General features: G+C 57.8%; 13 protein-coding genes. 8 read left to right on the plus strand and 5 right to left on the minus strand.

The window, feature by feature from the left end:
* Positions 1-44: 44 nt before the first annotated feature.
* Complete coding sequence (locus tag Q1A51_RS05370) at positions 45-1,208, minus strand: alpha-hydroxy acid oxidase (protein ID WP_299599105.1); 1,164 nt, start codon at positions 1,206-1,208, stop codon at positions 45-47.
* 158 nt (positions 1,209-1,366) lie between these two features.
* Between Q1A51_RS05370 and Q1A51_RS05375 the strand changes: the two genes are divergently transcribed.
* The 5 genes from Q1A51_RS05375 to Q1A51_RS05395 all read left to right on the plus strand — a co-directional run bounded on the left by Q1A51_RS05375 (position 1,367) and on the right by Q1A51_RS05395 (position 5,848).
* On the plus strand, positions 1,367-2,512 hold the full coding sequence (locus Q1A51_RS05375; RefSeq protein ID WP_299599103.1) for a twin-arginine translocation pathway signal protein: 1,146 nt from the start codon (positions 1,367-1,369) through the stop codon (positions 2,510-2,512).
* Positions 2,505-2,951 carry a MarR family transcriptional regulator gene (locus tag Q1A51_RS05380; RefSeq protein ID WP_299599101.1) on the plus strand — a complete coding sequence of 149 codons (447 nt, stop codon included), beginning with the start codon at positions 2,505-2,507 and terminating at the stop codon, positions 2,949-2,951. Before Q1A51_RS05375 ends, Q1A51_RS05380 begins: the two co-directional genes overlap by 8 nt.
* A 72-nt stretch (positions 2,952-3,023) precedes the next feature.
* The gene (trmB, locus tag Q1A51_RS05385; RefSeq protein ID WP_299599098.1) at positions 3,024-3,722 is read left to right on the plus strand and encodes a tRNA (guanosine(46)-N7)-methyltransferase TrmB; all 699 of its coding nucleotides are present in this window, start codon (positions 3,024-3,026) and stop codon (positions 3,720-3,722) included.
* 146 nt (positions 3,723-3,868) lie between these two features.
* Positions 3,869-5,215, plus strand: a complete 1,347-nt coding sequence (gene aroA, locus Q1A51_RS05390; RefSeq protein ID WP_299599095.1) for a 3-phosphoshikimate 1-carboxyvinyltransferase — start codon at positions 3,869-3,871, stop codon at positions 5,213-5,215.
* A gap of 3 nt (positions 5,216-5,218) precedes the next feature.
* Positions 5,219-5,848 carry a d(CMP) kinase gene (locus tag Q1A51_RS05395; RefSeq protein ID WP_299599092.1) on the plus strand — a complete coding sequence of 210 codons (630 nt, stop codon included), beginning with the start codon at positions 5,219-5,221 and terminating at the stop codon, positions 5,846-5,848.
* Here Q1A51_RS05395 and Q1A51_RS05400 read toward each other — a convergent pair.
* The 3 genes from Q1A51_RS05400 to Q1A51_RS05410 are packed head-to-tail and all read right to left on the minus strand — an operon-like array spanning position 5,845 to position 7,726.
* On the minus strand, positions 5,845-6,360 hold the full coding sequence (locus Q1A51_RS05400) for a hypothetical protein (RefSeq protein ID WP_299202065.1): 516 nt from the start codon (positions 6,358-6,360) through the stop codon (positions 5,845-5,847). The two genes, Q1A51_RS05395 and Q1A51_RS05400, sit on opposite strands and share 4 nt — an antisense overlap.
* A gap of 26 nt (positions 6,361-6,386) precedes the next feature.
* On the minus strand, positions 6,387-7,181 hold the full coding sequence (trpA, locus tag Q1A51_RS05405; RefSeq protein ID WP_299599088.1) for a tryptophan synthase subunit alpha: 795 nt from the start codon (positions 7,179-7,181) through the stop codon (positions 6,387-6,389).
* Positions 7,182-7,240: 59 nt separating this feature from the next.
* A complete protein-coding gene (locus Q1A51_RS05410; RefSeq protein WP_299599085.1) occupies positions 7,241-7,726 on the minus strand; it encodes an acyloxyacyl hydrolase in 486 nt (161 codons plus the stop codon).
* Between the two features lie 189 nt (positions 7,727-7,915).
* Here Q1A51_RS05410 and ychF point away from each other — a divergent pair, with 189 nt between their 5' ends.
* Complete coding sequence (gene ychF / locus Q1A51_RS05415) at positions 7,916-9,010, plus strand: redox-regulated ATPase YchF (protein ID WP_299599082.1); 1,095 nt, start codon at positions 7,916-7,918, stop codon at positions 9,008-9,010.
* Positions 9,011-9,055: 45 nt separating this feature from the next.
* On the opposite strand, the gene Q1A51_RS05420 is transcribed toward ychF, so the two are convergent.
* Positions 9,056-10,060: an NADP-dependent oxidoreductase gene (locus Q1A51_RS05420; RefSeq protein ID WP_299599079.1), complete on the minus strand. Its 1,005-nt coding sequence runs from the start codon at positions 10,058-10,060 to the stop codon at positions 9,056-9,058.
* Between the two features lie 974 nt (positions 10,061-11,034).
* Here Q1A51_RS05420 and Q1A51_RS05425 point away from each other — a divergent pair.
* Together Q1A51_RS05425 and Q1A51_RS05430 are read left to right on the plus strand one after the other, a co-directional pair.
* Complete coding sequence (locus Q1A51_RS05425; RefSeq protein WP_299599076.1) at positions 11,035-11,658, plus strand: hypothetical protein; 624 nt, start codon at positions 11,035-11,037, stop codon at positions 11,656-11,658.
* Between the two features lie 328 nt (positions 11,659-11,986).
* Positions 11,987-15,958, plus strand: a complete 3,972-nt coding sequence (locus Q1A51_RS05430) for a hypothetical protein (RefSeq protein ID WP_299599073.1) — start codon at positions 11,987-11,989, stop codon at positions 15,956-15,958.
* Positions 15,959-16,001: the final 43 nt, after the last annotated feature.

Consider the following 16,001-nt stretch of genomic DNA (forward strand, 5'->3'; position numbering starts at 1 on the left):
GCAGAGCCCCAGCCGGTCGCCTCAGTATAATGAGGCGAAATCCCTTACTGCCACTGGCCTTCGAAGCCTTTGGGCACCAGAAGATTATGCCGCCCGAGATTGGCCACGTTCGTCTCGCCACACAGGGCCATTGTCGTTTCCAGCTCGCGGTGAATCACGTTTAGTGCTTCCGTCACGCCAGCCTGCCCCATGGCGCCCAGCCCATAGACAAAGGCACGGCCGATATAGGTGCCTTTTGCACCCATCGCCAACGCCTTGAGCACGTCCTGACCGGAGCGGATCCCGCTGTCGAGATGCACTTCGATCTGATCGCCCACGGCGTCGAGGATCGGGGGCAGGGCGCGGATGGAGGACAGCGCACCATCAAGTTGTCGCCCGCCGTGGTTTGACACGATGATGGCGTCGGCACCGACCTTGAGCGCCATTTTCGCGTCATCCGCATCCAGAATGCCCTTGAGGATGACCTTGCCGCCCCATTGCTCTTTCAGCTTGGCGACCTTGTCCCAATCGAGGGTCGGGTCGAACTGCTCTGCCGTCCACGCGCCCAGGGATGAAGCATCGCTGATCCCGTCCACGTGGCCCACGATGTTGCCGAACTCGCGCTGTTTGGCTGACAGCATTTCGATGCCCCAGGCCCATTTGGTGGCGAGGTTCGCAAGTGTCCTGGCCGTCAGCTTGGGCGGGGCGGAGAGGCCGTTTTTCAGATCCTTGTGCCGCTGTCCAAGGATCTGCAGATCGAGCGTGATGACGAGGGCCGAACAGTTCGCATCCTTGGCCCGCTGGATCAGGCGGCTGACATAGTCCTGATCCTTCATCGTATAAAGCTGGAACCAGAAGGGGGCGTTGGTGAAGCCTGCCACATCCTCGATCGAGTTGATGGACATCGTCGACAGGGTGAAGGGAACGCCGAATTTTTCTGCCGCCCGCGCCGCCTTCATCTCTCCGTCGGCGTGCTGCATGCCGGTAAGGCCAACGGGGGCGAGGGCCACGGGCATCGCGACGTCCTGCCCGATCATCTGGGAAGCGGTGCTGCGCCCGGACATGTCGACGGCCACGCGCTGGCGCAGGCGAATGTCATCAAAATCGGAGGAATTGTCGCGGAATGTCTGCTCGGTCCAGCTTCCGGATTCGCAATAGTCATAGAACATCCGGGGCACGCGGCGTTCGTAGAGGCGCTTGAGATCTTCGATATTGGTGATGACGGGCATGGCGAACCTTCGGTATTGGTTAGGTTTGCTTACCAATTTGGTGCATTTCAGACAAGAGATGATGTGGCGTTTAGGGTGTAGTACGAAATGGGACTTGTTTTGTGCGATATCGCATTATATCAGCTATATAGTTCGAAATCGCACCAATGGAGACGCCAATGCCCCTATCCCGTCGTAAAACGCTTGCCCTGATTGGAGGTGGATCGATCCTCGCCGCCTCTGGTGCCGGGGCGTTTGCCGTGACCCGCACGCCGCAGACCGCCCTGAAACCGTGGTCGCTTGCGGGCACCTATACCGAGCCCCGGATGCGGGCGCTGTCCTATGCCATCCTCGCCCCGAACCCGCACAACCGGCAGCCCTGGCAGGTTGATCTGCGCACCGCAGGCGAGGTCACGCTGCGTGTCGATACGGATCGCTTGTTGCCCCATACCGACCCGTTCAGCCGTCAGATTGTGGTGGGCCTGGGCTGTTTCCTGGAGCTGATGGTGCTGGCCGCGGCGCAGGATGGGATTGGGGTGGAGCTGGATGTGTTTCCGGATGGAGAGGACACGACCGCGCTGGACAATCGCCGGGTGGCCGTGGCGCGGTTCACGCCTGGCGCGGCAGAGCCGTCGCCTTTGTTTGCGCATGTGATGGATCGGCGATCGTTGAAAGAGCCATATGACACCGCGCAGCCCGTGGCGCAGGCGGTGTTGCAGAGCATCATGGCACCGGTCATCCGGGGGTCGGGCGTTGAGACCGGCAATGATCCGGACCGCGTTGCGGCCCTGCGCCTGCTGACCGCCCGCGCCTTTGACATCGAGTTCGAGACGCCGCGCACTTACAAGGAAAGCGTGGACCTGTTCCGGATCGGGCATCGCGAGGTGGATGCGAACCCAGATGGCATCGACTTTTCCGGGCCGCAATTCGAGGCCCTGCGCCTGGCTGGTCTGTTCAATCGCGAGGCGGCGATGGACCGGGATGGGCTGTCTTACAGGCGGGGGCTTGAGATGGTGAAGGCCACGGCGATGATCGGCATGGCCTATGTCTGGCTGACGACGGCGGGCAACAGCCGCGCCGATCAGATCACGGCGGGGCGCGATTGGTTGCGCCTGAACCTTGCCGCCACAGCCGCCGGGTTGGGCATGCAGCCGATGAGCCAGGCGTTGCAGGAATTCCCGGAGATGGCTGCCCTTTACGACGAAGCGCATGGGATGCTGGCGCAGGGGGGCGAAACCGTGCAAATGTTGGGGCGATTGGGCTATGGCGCGGCTGTGCCGCACAGCCCGCGTTGGGATTTGGAAAGCAAGATCGTGCATGCATGACACTGACCCGTCGGTCTTTTTCGAAGTATTCAACGAGATCGGCATCATCGAACAGTTGAGCCGCGCCATCCTTGAGGCGCGGCTTCCGTATGGGCTGATTGCCCCGCATTTTTCCGTGTTGAACCATCTTACCCGTGTGTCGGATGGGCGCACGCCGATGGAGATGGCGCGCGCCTTTCAAGTGCCCAAGACATCTATGACCCACACTTTGAAGGGGCTGGAGGCACATGGGTTGGTGGAAACACGGCCCAATCCCGAGGATGGGCGATCAAAGCGCGTTTGGCTGACGCAGGCAGGCCGCGATCTGCGCGCCGAGGTGATTGCTGCCCTTGGGCCTGACTTCGCGAAGCTCACCCGAGAGTTTGACGTGGCGCGGTTGGTCGAGATCCGACCGGTGTTGAGCGATCTGCGTGCATATTTGGACGCCGCACGCGATTGATGCCGGGGTGGCGCAGGACACCTGCGCCTTACGCCATTGCCCCGGCGCGGGTGGCGCGATACATGCGCGCCCATGACAGAACGCCCACACCGCAACTTCTATGGACGTCTGAAGGGCAAGGCCCTGAAGGACAGTCAGAAACGTTATCTGGATGAGGACCTTGCCGCCTTGTCCCCGGGGCCCGTGTCCTGGGAGGACAATCCGGCGCGTGATCCGCTTGATCTGGATGCGCTGTTTGGGGGGAAGCCCGTCTGGCTTGAGGTTGGCTTTGGCGGTGGCGAACATCTTGTGCATCAGGCCGCTCAGAACCCGGATGTGGGCATCATTGGCGCGGAGCCGTACATCAACGGTGTCGCGATGCTGCTGGGCAAGATCCGGCGGGCCGGGGTGGACAATCTGGCGGTGCATCCCGGAGATGCGCGGGAGCTGATGGATGTGCTGCCCGAGGCGTCGATTGACCGGGCCTTTCTGCTTTATCCCGATCCGTGGCCCAAGGCGCGCCATCACCGCCGCCGTTTCGTGACGCCGGAGCATCTGGAGCCCTTGGCCCGCCTGTTGAAGCCCGGGGCGATCTTTCGTGTGGCGACGGATATCCCGGACTATGTACGCCAGACGTTGGAAGAGGTGCCCAAGGCCGGTTTTGAATGGCTGGCCGAGCGTCCTGCTGATTGGCGGGTGCCGTGGGACGACTGGATCAGCACGCGCTATGAGCAGAAGGCGCTGCGCGAGGGGCGGGTGCCGCATTATCTGACCTTTCGGCGGGTTTCCTAGGGAGATCTTGGGGGCGCTGCCCCCTGCGCGTTCCGCGCTCCCCCGAGGTATTTTCAGCCAGAAGAAGAGACAGGCGCGTGCGCGGTCTGGACGGGCTTGTGCGGGCGGGGTAGGTCTGCGCCGAAAGAATTGATGCGAGCGCAAACATGTCCAGCCACGGTGATCCGATACCCATGACCTCTTCTGCCTGTGGGCCCTTGTCGGGGACTGCAGACGTGCCGGGCGACAAGTCCATTTCGCATCGGTCCCTGATCCTGGGGGCTATGGCCGTGGGGGAGACCACGATCACCGGGTTGCTGGAAGGGCAGGATGTGTTGGACACGGGCCGGGCCATGCAGGCCTTTGGCGCCGAGGTGATCAACCATGGCGGCGGGTCGTGGTCTGTGCATGGTGTTGGTGTGGGGGGCTTTGCCGAGCCTGATCAGGTCATTGATTGCGGCAATTCCGGCACCGGGGTGCGCCTGATCATGGGGGCGATGGCGACATCCCCCATTTCCGTGACGTTTACCGGCGATGCCAGCTTGAACGGTCGCCCGATGGCGCGTGTGACCGATCCGCTGGCGCTGTTTGGTTGTGAGGCTGTGGGCCGGTCTGGGGGGCGTTTGCCCATGACCTTGGTGGGGGCCGCAGACCCGGTGCCTGTGGAGTACACCGTGCCGGTGCCTTCGGCGCAGGTGAAGTCCGCCGTGCTGCTGGCGGGGTTGAATGCGCCCGGGCAGACGGTGGTGATCGAGGCCGAGGCCACCCGCGATCATACCGAGCGGATGCTGGCGGGGTTCGGGGCCGAGATTTCGACCGAGGTGACAGACGCGGGCCGTGTCATCACCTTGAAAGGGCAGCCGGAGCTGAAGCCGCTGCATATTGATGTGCCGCGCGATCCGTCCTCGGCCGCGTTTCCGGTCTGTGCGGCGCTGATTGTGCCCGGATCGGATGTTTTGGTGCCGAATATTGGGTTGAACCCGACTCGGGCCGGGCTGTTCACCACGCTGCGCGAGATGGGTGCGGATCTGGTCTATGAGAATGAGCGGGAAGAGGGCGGGGAGCCAGTGGCCGATCTGCGCGTCCGGTTCTCGCCCGATCTGGTGGGCATTGAGGTGCCTGCGGAGCGTGCAGCCAGCATGATTGATGAATATCCTGTGCTGTCGGTTGTGGCGTCCTTTGCCAAAGGTCGAACGCACATGCCCGGGGTGAAGGAACTGCGCGTCAAGGAAAGTGACCGGATCGACGCGATGGCGACCGGTTTGCGTGCCGCAGGTGTGACCGTTGAGGATGGGCCGGATTGGTGGACGGTGACTGGCCTGGGTCATGGCAATGTACCGGGCGGCGTGACCTGTGCCAGCCATCTGGATCACCGGATTGCCATGTCGTTCCTTGTCATGGGGATGGCCACGCAGCAGCCGATGTCGGTGGATGATGGTGGGCCGATTGCCACGTCTTTTCCGATTTTCGAGCCGCTGATGGGTGGGCTTGGCGCGCAGTTGCGTCGCGATTGATCCATGAGTTCCGCGCCTTTCACCGTTGCGATTGATGGGCCTGCGGCGGCAGGCAAGGGGACAATCAGCCGCGCGATTGCCGCGCATTTCGGATTTGCGCATCTGGACACCGGGTTGTTGTACCGGGCGGTTGGGGCGTTGGCGCTGGACGGGGCGGACCCGATTGAGGCGGCGCGGGCGTTGTTGCCTGAGGCGCTTGAGGATGATCGGCTGCGCACGGCAGAGGTGGCGCAGGCGGCCAGCCGTGTTGCTGTCATACCAGAGGTGCGCGCCGCCCTACTGGACTTTCAACGGGATTTTGCCCGCCGTCCCGGTGGTGCGGTTCTGGATGGGCGGGACATCTGTACGGTGATCTACCCCGATGCCGAAGCGCAGCTGTTCGTCACCGCGAGCGCCGAGGTGCGGGCGGAGCGCCGATGGAAGGAATTGTCCGGAAAGGGCGATGACCGCACCCTGGAGCAGGTGCTGGAAGATGTGCGTATTCGGGATGCGCGGGACAGCGAGCGAGATGCGGCCCCGATGAAGCCTGCAGTGGGTGCGCGCGTCATTGATACCTCTGATATGTCGATTGAAGAGGCAGTCGCCGCGGCCATATCACATGTTGAGATGTGCCGAGGGGCAACCGCCACCTAGCCGGCTTGCAATGCGCAGTTCAATTCTGCCGAATCGACGATGACATAGGACGTGCAGGTGATCCGCCACTCCCCATCCGCGCCCCGTTTCAGGAGCGAGAATGCAGGATAAGGTTGCTGCACCAGAATATCCCGACTGAGCAGCCGGGTTTCATGTGTCGCTGCAACTTCGTTATCGCTTCGGAAGCTTGCTGACACGCAATGGCGGGCCATTATGGTCACCTGCTGTTTGACCAGGTGAGCGTGTACCGCGTCGAATGTGGTCTTCAGATCTGCACGGGTGTGTATCTGGCGCTGCCCTTCAAGCGTTTCCAGATCGTAGGGAAAAGAGAAGCACTGGGCAAAGCTTTCAAAATCTCCCGACATCAATGCAGTCCCGGTGCGCGCAAGCAGATGCTCTGAAACTTCAGATGGGGATCGTAAGTCGTTCGACATCGTTAACCACTGTTCAGGTACTCGTACAACTGTGCCACATTTGTAAAAAAACTCAATGATTTCAGAAATTTCCCGCAAGGCGGGAAGTCTGTTTCTTGAGTGGGTCAGGCGGCGTGTGCACCATCCGCCAGCGTTTTGACAAAGGCCAGCACCGTATCGACGCTGTCACCGGCTGCGATCCGGCTCACGATGGCCGAGCCCACAACTGCGCCGTCTGCCACCGATGCGATGGCCTTGGACTTCTCAGGCGTGTTGATGCCAAAGCCAACAATCACCGGCAGGTCGGTGGCGGATTTGATCCGTGCCACTTCGGGACCCACATCGCCTGCCTCGGCTTCGGCGGCACCGGTGATGCCGGTGATTGATACGTAGTACACAAAGCCGGACGTGTTTTGCAGCACGCGCGGCAGGCGCTTGTCATCGGTTGTGGGCGTGGCCAGCCGGATAAAGTTCAGGCCCGCGTCTTGCGCCGGGATGCACAATTCGCTGTCTTCTTCGGGCGGGAGGTCAACGACGATCAGGCCGTCGATTCCTGCGTCCTTTGCCTTTGTCAGAAAGGCGTCGACGCCACAGGAGTAGATCGGATTGTAGTAGCCCATGAGAACGATGGGCGTCGTGTCATCTGTTTCCCGAAAGCTGCGCGCCAGGTCGAGTGTGCGGTCAAGCGTCATACCGGCTTCGAGCGCACGCTGCCCGGCAAGTTGAATGGTTGGTCCATCGGCCATCGGGTCCGTGAAGGGCAGACCAAGCTCAATGATGTCCACGCCCGCTGCCGGCAATCCCCGGACGACCTCGAGGGATGTATCGTAGTCGGGGTCACCCGCCATGATGTACGACACAAAAGCCTTGCGTCCTTCGGCTGCCAGGGCCGCGAATTTGGCGTCGATCCGGGTTGTCATCTCAGTCTCCTGTCCGTCCTGTCCCACCTGCCAAAGCGATGCAGGAAAGGCAAGCACTGTCAGAATTTGAAATGATACCGGATGGAATAGGCATTCATGCCCGGATTGACATCTGCCAGGTCGGCATTTGATTTGTGTGAAATTACCGCAGAGATCGCGTGCCCGTTTTCGAACTGGTATCCGACCCCGAGAAGAGATCGGATTTGAAACGTGGACCCAAGGAAATTCTGAAACGTGCCTTCTTCGTAGAGGCCGGGCATGATGCTGTTATCGATGAACCAGCCACTGTTCCACTGCCAGCGTGACCAGACACCACCGCCTATGAACGCATCACCTTCGCCAGTGAGGCTAAGGCTTGCGCCCCAAGCGACGGAAAGAATGCGCTTTTGCACAAATGGTGTGTGGCGATACTCAAGATCAAAGGCCGCACCGTCCCGTCCGCCTTCGCCAAAGTCTGATGTCCCAAGCGCAAAGGTCAATTCTTGTGCGGATGCGGCAGTGATGCTGAGCAGCAGTGAAATGATGGCAACATAAATACGGTTCATGTTGTTCTTCCTAATTCCAAATTTCCGCCGCAGCTAATATCTATCCGCGGCCCGAACCACCATGGCCAATGCGGCTGCATCAATTCAATTTCTTTCAAGAAAACGCGATCACTTTGTCTGAACCTGTCACCGCCTTGCACCTGTTCACTGTCCTGCTAGAAGCAGCGCAACGGCTGAAAGGACGATGAGATGGGTTTCAAGATGGGAATTGTGGGTTTGCCGAACGTGGGCAAGTCGACACTTTTTAATGCGTTGACCAAGACAGCGGCCGCGCAGGCGGCAAATTTTCCTTTCTGCACGATCGAGCCAAATGTAGGCGAAGTTGCTGTTCCTGACGCCCGCTTGGACAAGCTGGCGGCAATCGCGGCATCCAAGCAGATCATACCGACCCGGATGACTTTTGTAGACATCGCTGGCCTGGTCAAAGGCGCATCGAAGGGCGAGGGGCTGGGCAACCAGTTTCTGGCAAACATCCGCGAGGTTGATGCGATCGCGCACGTCTTGCGCTGTTTCGAGGATGGAGATGTCACCCATGTTGAGGGGCGTGTCGATCCAGTTGCCGATGCCGAGACCATCGAGACGGAGTTGATGCTTGCCGATATCGAGAGCCTGGAAAAGCGGTTGCAAAACATCGTGCGCAAAGTGCGCGGTGGCGACAAGGAAGCAGTCCAACAGGAGCGTTTGATGAAAACAGCGCTTGGTGCCCTGGAAGATGGTCAACCGGCCCGCGTGGTCGAGGTGGATGACGAAGACGCCAAGGCGTGGGCCATGCTGCAACTGCTCACCAGCAAGCCTGTTCTATATGTCTGCAACGTCGGAGAGGCCGAAGCGGCGGAGGGCAATGCCCATTCTGTCAAAGTGGCTGATATGGCGGCGGCACAGGGTAACAGCCATGTCGTGATTTCGGCCCAGATCGAGGAAGAAATCAGCCAGCTTGAGGATGACGAAGCACAGATGTTCCTTGAGGAAATGGGACTGTGCGAAGCGGGGCTCGATCGGTTGATCCGCGCAGGCTACGACCTGCTACATCTCGAAACATACTTTACTGTCGGCCCCAAAGAAGCACGAGCCTGGACGATCAAGGCTGGGACGTCTGCGCCCAAGGCGGCTGGTGTCATTCACGGCGATTTCGAGAAAGGTTTCATTCGTGCAGAAACCATTGCCTATGACGATTTTGTCACCTTGGGAGGAGAGCAGGCGGCCAAGGACGCTGGGAAGATGCGCGCCGAAGGCAAGGGATATCAGGTGAAAGACGGGGATGTCCTGCATTTCCTGCACTCGTGAAAGGCCGAGGAGCGCGGTGATCTGCAGCACACCCGGCCAAGCGTTTTATACCATGCGCACAAGCACCTTACCGGTGTTACCGCCGGTATAGAGCAGGTTGACGGCGTCCACCGCGTTCTCCAGCCCATCCACCACATGAAGCGGCAGTCTCAGCTCACCCGCCTTTACCCATGCGCCCAGATCGGCCTGCACTTTCGGCATGAGATCCATGTAATCGAGGATCACGAAGCCGCGCATGCTCAACCGTCGCATGATAATGTTGCGGAACATGTAGGGACCGGGCACCGGGTCCTTTTCAGTGTAACTTGAGATCAGCCCGCAAATCACGACACGCCCGAAGTCGCGCATATGCGTGAGCGAAGCGTCAAGAATGTCACCGCCGACATTCTCGAAGCACAGGTCGATGCCGTCTGAACAAGCCTCGCCAAGGGCCTCCGTCACATCCTGGGTTTTGTAGTTGATCGCCGCGTCGATCCCGAAGTCTTCTGTGAGCATCCGGCATTTGTCATCGGAACCGGCAATGCCAATCACCCGACACCCCTTCCTCTTTGCCATTTGGCAGACCATCAACCCCACGGCTCCTGCCGCTCCACTGACAACAACTGTCTCGTTGTCTTGCAGCTCACCGATGTGGTGCAGGCCGACATGTGCCGTGGGACCCGCGATGCTCGTGACGGCGAAGGCCTGCCCCAGATTTTCTTGCGCTGGGAAAGGCGTAAAACTTGTCTCATCGCCAACCACCTGGTTTGACCACGAGCCCATGCCAGAAGCAAAACTTCCAACTGGAAATTTGGCGTTTCTGCTTTCTATGACCTTTCCGACGACGAAGCCGCGCATTGGATCGCCGATGCGTACGGGATCCATGTAGATATCCCAGTCCGACACCCACACACGGTTCGTGGCGTCGAGGGATAGGTAGTGGGTCTTCACTCTGAACTGACCTTCCAACAGGTCAGTCAAAGTATGTTCCCGTAGGGTGAGGGTTTCTGTCGTAAATACATCGCTGGGGCGCTCGTTAAAAAACCAAGAGATCGCTGTATGTTTAGACATAATCTTTTCCCGGGTTGAAGTGTTGCATCGGATGGTGCAATTTCAATCCAAGGTTGAATTTCTTGCTTGTGCAAGGATTCTATGTTTCGCGGCCTGAAGCGCCAATCAAACTGCATCAAATTGCATCAGCGCTGCTCCTTGTTGGACGCTCTGCTTTCTGCTTGCTCTGGCTGGAGTGGGAGGATAGGCGGGTCAGCGGAGACGTGAACCCGATATGACAGATGCCCGAAGGTCTTCCTGTCCGCGATCGCTCTCGCCGCACTCGTCATTTACTGGCTATGAGTCCTGACCCTAGTGATCCTCCTCCAATGACGTGGTCCGTAGGCACGTTTGCAAAAATGGAGGATCAAGGTCGCATCACATTTTCCGGATGCTGGATCTGTGCGTTTACAACCGGGCCGGGGCAGCACGCTGTGTGGTCGTGTCGCGCAAGATAACCGACCGTAAAAAATGGGGTTTGGCCTGAATAATAGCAATTGGCGCATCGCTTGATGACCTGCGCCCAACAGGTCCGTCTATCACAGCTGGTTTCTGGTTTCTGCGTTGTTCGGTGACGGCCCTGCATTGCATAACGAGTGACCCTCTTTGGTTTCAACGGCGTGTAATGCGCGGTGTCGTAAAGTGGTCGAATCGACTGTTTTGTACAAGTGTAGTCAGATTGTTTGATGAATGATGTAACGATGTGCCCGGTGCCCTTCATGCGGTCCGCGAACTTACGTAGGGTTAGTTGAGCCGGAACCTTTTCAGCGTCGAAACAAGTCCGCGTACTAGTTAATTAACTCTGTAGAATGAGAATTATGGCGTTGCTTGCAGGGCTTGAAACACCATCAAGTCGTGGATACTGGCGAAAACCGCGAGTGGAGAGTCTTCACTTTCTCCGCCATGTGCATAGCCTTGCAGTGCCAACAACTCTCCGTTAAAAAAAATCATTATGAATTTTTTAGACTAGTTGGGGAAAAATTATGGGTAACGGAATGGGCTGGACCCGAATGGGCTGGACCAATTGTGCTGACCACTATCGACGGACGTGCGAATTCACCGTCCTTCATGGAGTCGCTGTTTTCTTAACCTGGTTTGTTGTCGTTCCACTGCAATCAGCACTCTTGGGAGGTTGGTTAGGTGAGAAACTGTTCCTGGTTCCTGCGCTCCTTTTCTTGCCGACGGTGATAAAGGCGCTGGCTGCTTGGATGTACGGGTGGTGGGCCGTGCTATACATCATGCCGACAGCACTGTTGCAGTACGCCATCGTCGGGCAGCCATTCGATCAGATGCAGTTCATGAAACTGGCAGCTTACTTGATTTCGGCACCTGTTGTGCGGAGTTGCCTGGCGCGTATTGGTCTCGATCCTTCGAAGTGTCGCTCATTGCATACGTGGCGCTTTCTGATTGTGATTGTGGTGCTGTCATCAGTGATGCTGGCGGCTGTGTTTCTGATTCTGTATGCGCAAAACCTTTCGCTGCAGGAGGCCGGACTTTTTCTCGCGTTGTTTGTTCTGGGAGACATTGCAGGATCTGCATTTGTTCTGGTCGCTCTGGTGTTTGCGGTCAGGTTCAAAGAGCGCCGTCTGCGTACTGCTGGCGTGCGCCGGGAAATCTGAGCGGGCTTTCGTCCGCTACAACACTGTTCGGCTGGTGCCAGTCCGCCCTTCTGGACAGACGTTGGCGGATCATTGGTTGTCGTTTGCAAGCGACGGAGCCGTTCAGCGTAACGCGTGAAAGCTGCACAATCGAGCACAAGGCTTGTCTGCCGACTAAACCAAAGGTCAAAAAAGTCGACATGAGTGGTTTGTGGGGTGATCGCTGAGTGCCACTTAACACAATGCTATGCAAATGAGTTAAAAATTATCAAATTGATAAAAAAGTTGACGAATTTATATTCTTAAAATATCAAAATGATAATTTTAAGCAGATGAGACAGGGGCCCTCATGAACAAGCCGCATCGTGGAAAATCATTGAACATCCCAACCGAGCAGCGCTCGATCATGGCATGTGCCGCTACCTTGGGCGAGCATCAGTTGGGAGCGATTGTCGTTTCGACCGACATAGATACGCTTGGAGTAGCGTCGACCTGCGCGAATGCGCGCGAATTGGAAATACCAACCCAAAAAACCGCGCGAGTCCGGTTCTTGAAGAAATGGGCAAGAGAACAACGTCGGCGCGCCCGCAACGGTGGCATCTGGAGCTTGCTGATCCTGCCCGTATTTGCCAGCGCGGCGATGGCGCAAAGCGAGGCTGGCGATGGCATTGTATCGGCAGTCGTTCAACCGGACGGCACATTACTCGTCACGTTTGAAGATGGATCCACTGTGGTCGTGCCAGAGGAATCTTATACAGTGTCCGCGGACGGTCAGTATGTCATCGATGCCAGTCTTCTGCCCGGTGCCGAAGCTTCAGTGGGCGGAGCAGCGGCAGCCGGACCCGGCGCATTGGCCGGCGTGGTAGGCGCAGTTGGTGTCGCAGGGGGCCTGGGCGGAGGTGGTGGTGCCGCGGCTGCGGCAGCGACCACGACGGGCGTCGTTCTTGATGGTTACATCTCGGGCGCAACCGTGTTCAGAGATGCAAACGGCAATGGCGTCTTCGATGATGGTGAGACGTCGACAACCACCGATCAACAGGGCAACTTCTCTCTCGGTGGCGATACGAGCATTCCAATTGTCGCGGTGGGCGGGACAGACGTTTCGACTGGGTTGATCTTTGAAGGAACACTGAAAGCGCCTGCGGGTTCAACGGTGGTTTCTCCGGTGACCACGCTTGTTCAAGAGATCATCGAGGCAGATGATACCGGTGAGACTTCGATTGAAAGCGCGATCGCAACCGTCAATGCCGCGCTCGGCCTGCCCGAAGATACAGATCTTCTGAACGCAGACCCAGTAGCCGATGAAAACCAAGAGTTATTTGCCGCCGGTGCCAAGGTCGCAAACATCGTCTCAGTAGGCGTTGCGAACGGTGCGGACGAAGCATCTGTTGTCGAAGCTCTTGCCCAGGCAATTGTCGATGCGGAAGACGACGAAGAACCGCTCAATGATGAAGCAATCATTGAAGATGTTATGACGGATGCGCTGGATGGCGAGCAAGGCAACAGCGACCTGGCGGCCGTTGCTGGAACGCTCGCAAACGCCAACAATGCAATCGACGACAGTGACATTGATGAAATTGCGGATGTGCAACAGGTGGTGGTTGGCCAGATTGCCGACGAGGTCGAAGACGGAACGGTATCTGAAGCGATCACGCAGGAAGACATCGAACAGGCAGCAGATGAGGCGATTGATGTCGTTGACGGTGCCGTGACGTTTGACACCGATGTTATTGGCTCCGACACAGATCTTTCCGTTTTCGGTGTGGAGATCAATTTCACGCTGGACAGCTATGAGGTGACTTCGGGTGTCGAGTTTGCTCTGACCATGGCTCAGGCGGATGGCCTGGTCATAACCGGCGAAGGTACGGTCAAGTTGGTGGGTGCCTTTGACGCGAGCGTCGATCTGTCAGGAATTGCCACGCAGATTGACGCGACCGAAGTCTCGCAGTTCGAACTGACGGTGAACGCTGCGCAGGCCAACGCCCTGGCTATCGATGTCGCAGAAGACGCATCTATTATTGTCGATGTGGACTATGCTGATCTCAGCCTTGATAACCAGTCTCTTGTGCCCGAAATCGACCTCTCGGGGATTTCGGTGAACGGCTCCAGCGGTCCAATTGGCCTGTTCAACGTGCTTGATGCGGGCAGTATCGAAGACACTTTCAAGCTGCTGTGGAGCTATGGAGACAACGCATATTACGATGTGCTGCCGGGCGGTACGCCTGAAATCAATGCGGCAAACATCGAGCTTGGCAATCTGTATGCGCAGTACCTTTTGGACGGCGGCGCGCCGATCCTTGATGTCGTCCAAACCAAGGTATCAGGCGAACCGAACTACGCTGAAAGACAACAATCGTTGCACGACAATCTGCTCGGAAACATCAACGATAGCGCGGTGTTGAGCAGGCTGAATTCGAATGCGCTCGACAGTGACAATCGTAACGACGCCGGACTGGAGTTCGGGGATCGACCTTACCACGATGGTTCGCTTGCCGATGTGCGTGTTTTTGGTGAGGCAGCCGATGATGGAGGACTGCTGACGAGTTCGGCAGTCACCTTTGTGAACGATCAGGATGAAACAGGTATACAAGTGGACCCTGACTGGGGTGGGTGGCTTTACCAAATCGGCAATGGCACGGACGGTGATCTCCAATTCCTGCTCCAAATCGACGGCAGCGTCATTGCGGCTGGATCAGTCGATGCTGAAACGAACCTGTTTTTAGGTCTGGACCCAGAACTGGCGGCTGGGCAAACCGTGGATCTCTTTACGTCTGATGACGGGGGAGAAACCTATTCGCTCGTCGAATCCAGTTTGTTTCCGCCTGCCGACGCACCCACGCAGGACTACGACGATTCAGTCGCGCTTGACCCACAGCTTGATGGCGGCACATTGAGTTATGTTGACGGTTCGAGCAGCGACCTGCTTGCCACCCAAATCTGGGATCTCGCAAACGGGCACGCGCGCAGCGACTTTGACGTTGACGAAGGCGAAATCTATGTCCTGAACGGCGATACAGTCGCTGACGCAGATGATGGTGTTCTGGGAATCCAGCCCTTTACAGACTTTTCCGAAGCGCTTGCTGCCGCGGGGGAGGGTGCCTATGTCGTCGTTGGTAGCGGAACCTACACCGAGAACCAAAGCGTCGTAATCGACGGCTCGATCACCATCTTTGCCGAGGATGGCGCGGTTCTTGAAGGCGGCTTGCGTGCTGAAACCGGCGCATCCGAAAGTGTTGTCAGTGTCACCGGACTGGACATCGATATGGCTGGCACGAACTACGGTATCTACCTCAATGGCACTGATCTTACGCTCAATGTCACGAACGTGGATATTGATGGTGGGGGCAGTTCAACGTCGCGCGGCATCATCAACCAGTCTGGAGCTGACCCAATCATTAACGTCAGCGGTGGCTCACTGACCAATTTGCAATCGGGGTCCTATCTGAACCCAGGCGCAACACTGAACATTGATGGTGCGTACATTGCCGGGAACACGGCGGGTATTGGCACGGATGACCCGGCGGCACTGAACATTACAAACTCGACGTTTGACGGCAATGAAGAAGCCATTGGGATCAGCGGTGATCACGACAACTCTAACGTCACGCTCAGCAACAACGACTATGTGACCGGAACAGATCAGGTGCTGGTATACTTCGCGCGGGAAGACCCCGTCGCAATCCCAGGCGAGCTTCAGGATGCGACAATTGTCCAAACCGTCGAAACCGATACCAAAGAGGATCTAGCAGTTGTTGTTGGAACGGATGGGGCCGATGTCATCGTCGACAATCCATCTGAAACCGTAATCGATCTGTCGGCCGGTGGTTCGGACTTCGTTCTTTTGACTTTGGATGGGGCGAGCGACGGTTACAATCAAATCTTGAATTTCACAGCGGGCTCAGCCGAAGGAAGCGACATACTGGCATTCCGGTACGAAGACGGAATCGAAAGCGGTCCGCGCGGTCAGGGCGTGGAAACCCTTGCAGAAGGCGCTGCCCTTGGGGCCGATACCGGTTTCGTCATATTCACGACCGAGTTGGCAATCACATCATCATACGAAGAGATCGCAAGTTCGGGTCTTCAAGCCGATGAATTGTCCGAACTACTGACGGCCGCAGACGCTTTGGAGGGCGGCGACGACGGTTTGGTTGTTATGGCGGTTTCGAACGGTGACGATACGCTCGTGTTCGGCGTCGATCTTGACGAAAGCGCACCCGATGCCGATCGGGTCGTGGATTTGGCCTATCTGGAAAACGTCGCAACCCAAGACCTGACAGCTGATAACCTTTTCGACTTCAGTTCAGTAGCAGCCAACACCTAATCGAACTGCGGCAAGGGCCAAGCACATGTGTGCTTGGCCCGGT

The sequence above is a fragment of the uncultured Tateyamaria sp. genome (assembly GCF_947496075.1).
In the GTDB taxonomy this organism is placed as follows: Bacteria; Pseudomonadota; Alphaproteobacteria; order Rhodobacterales; family Rhodobacteraceae; genus Tateyamaria.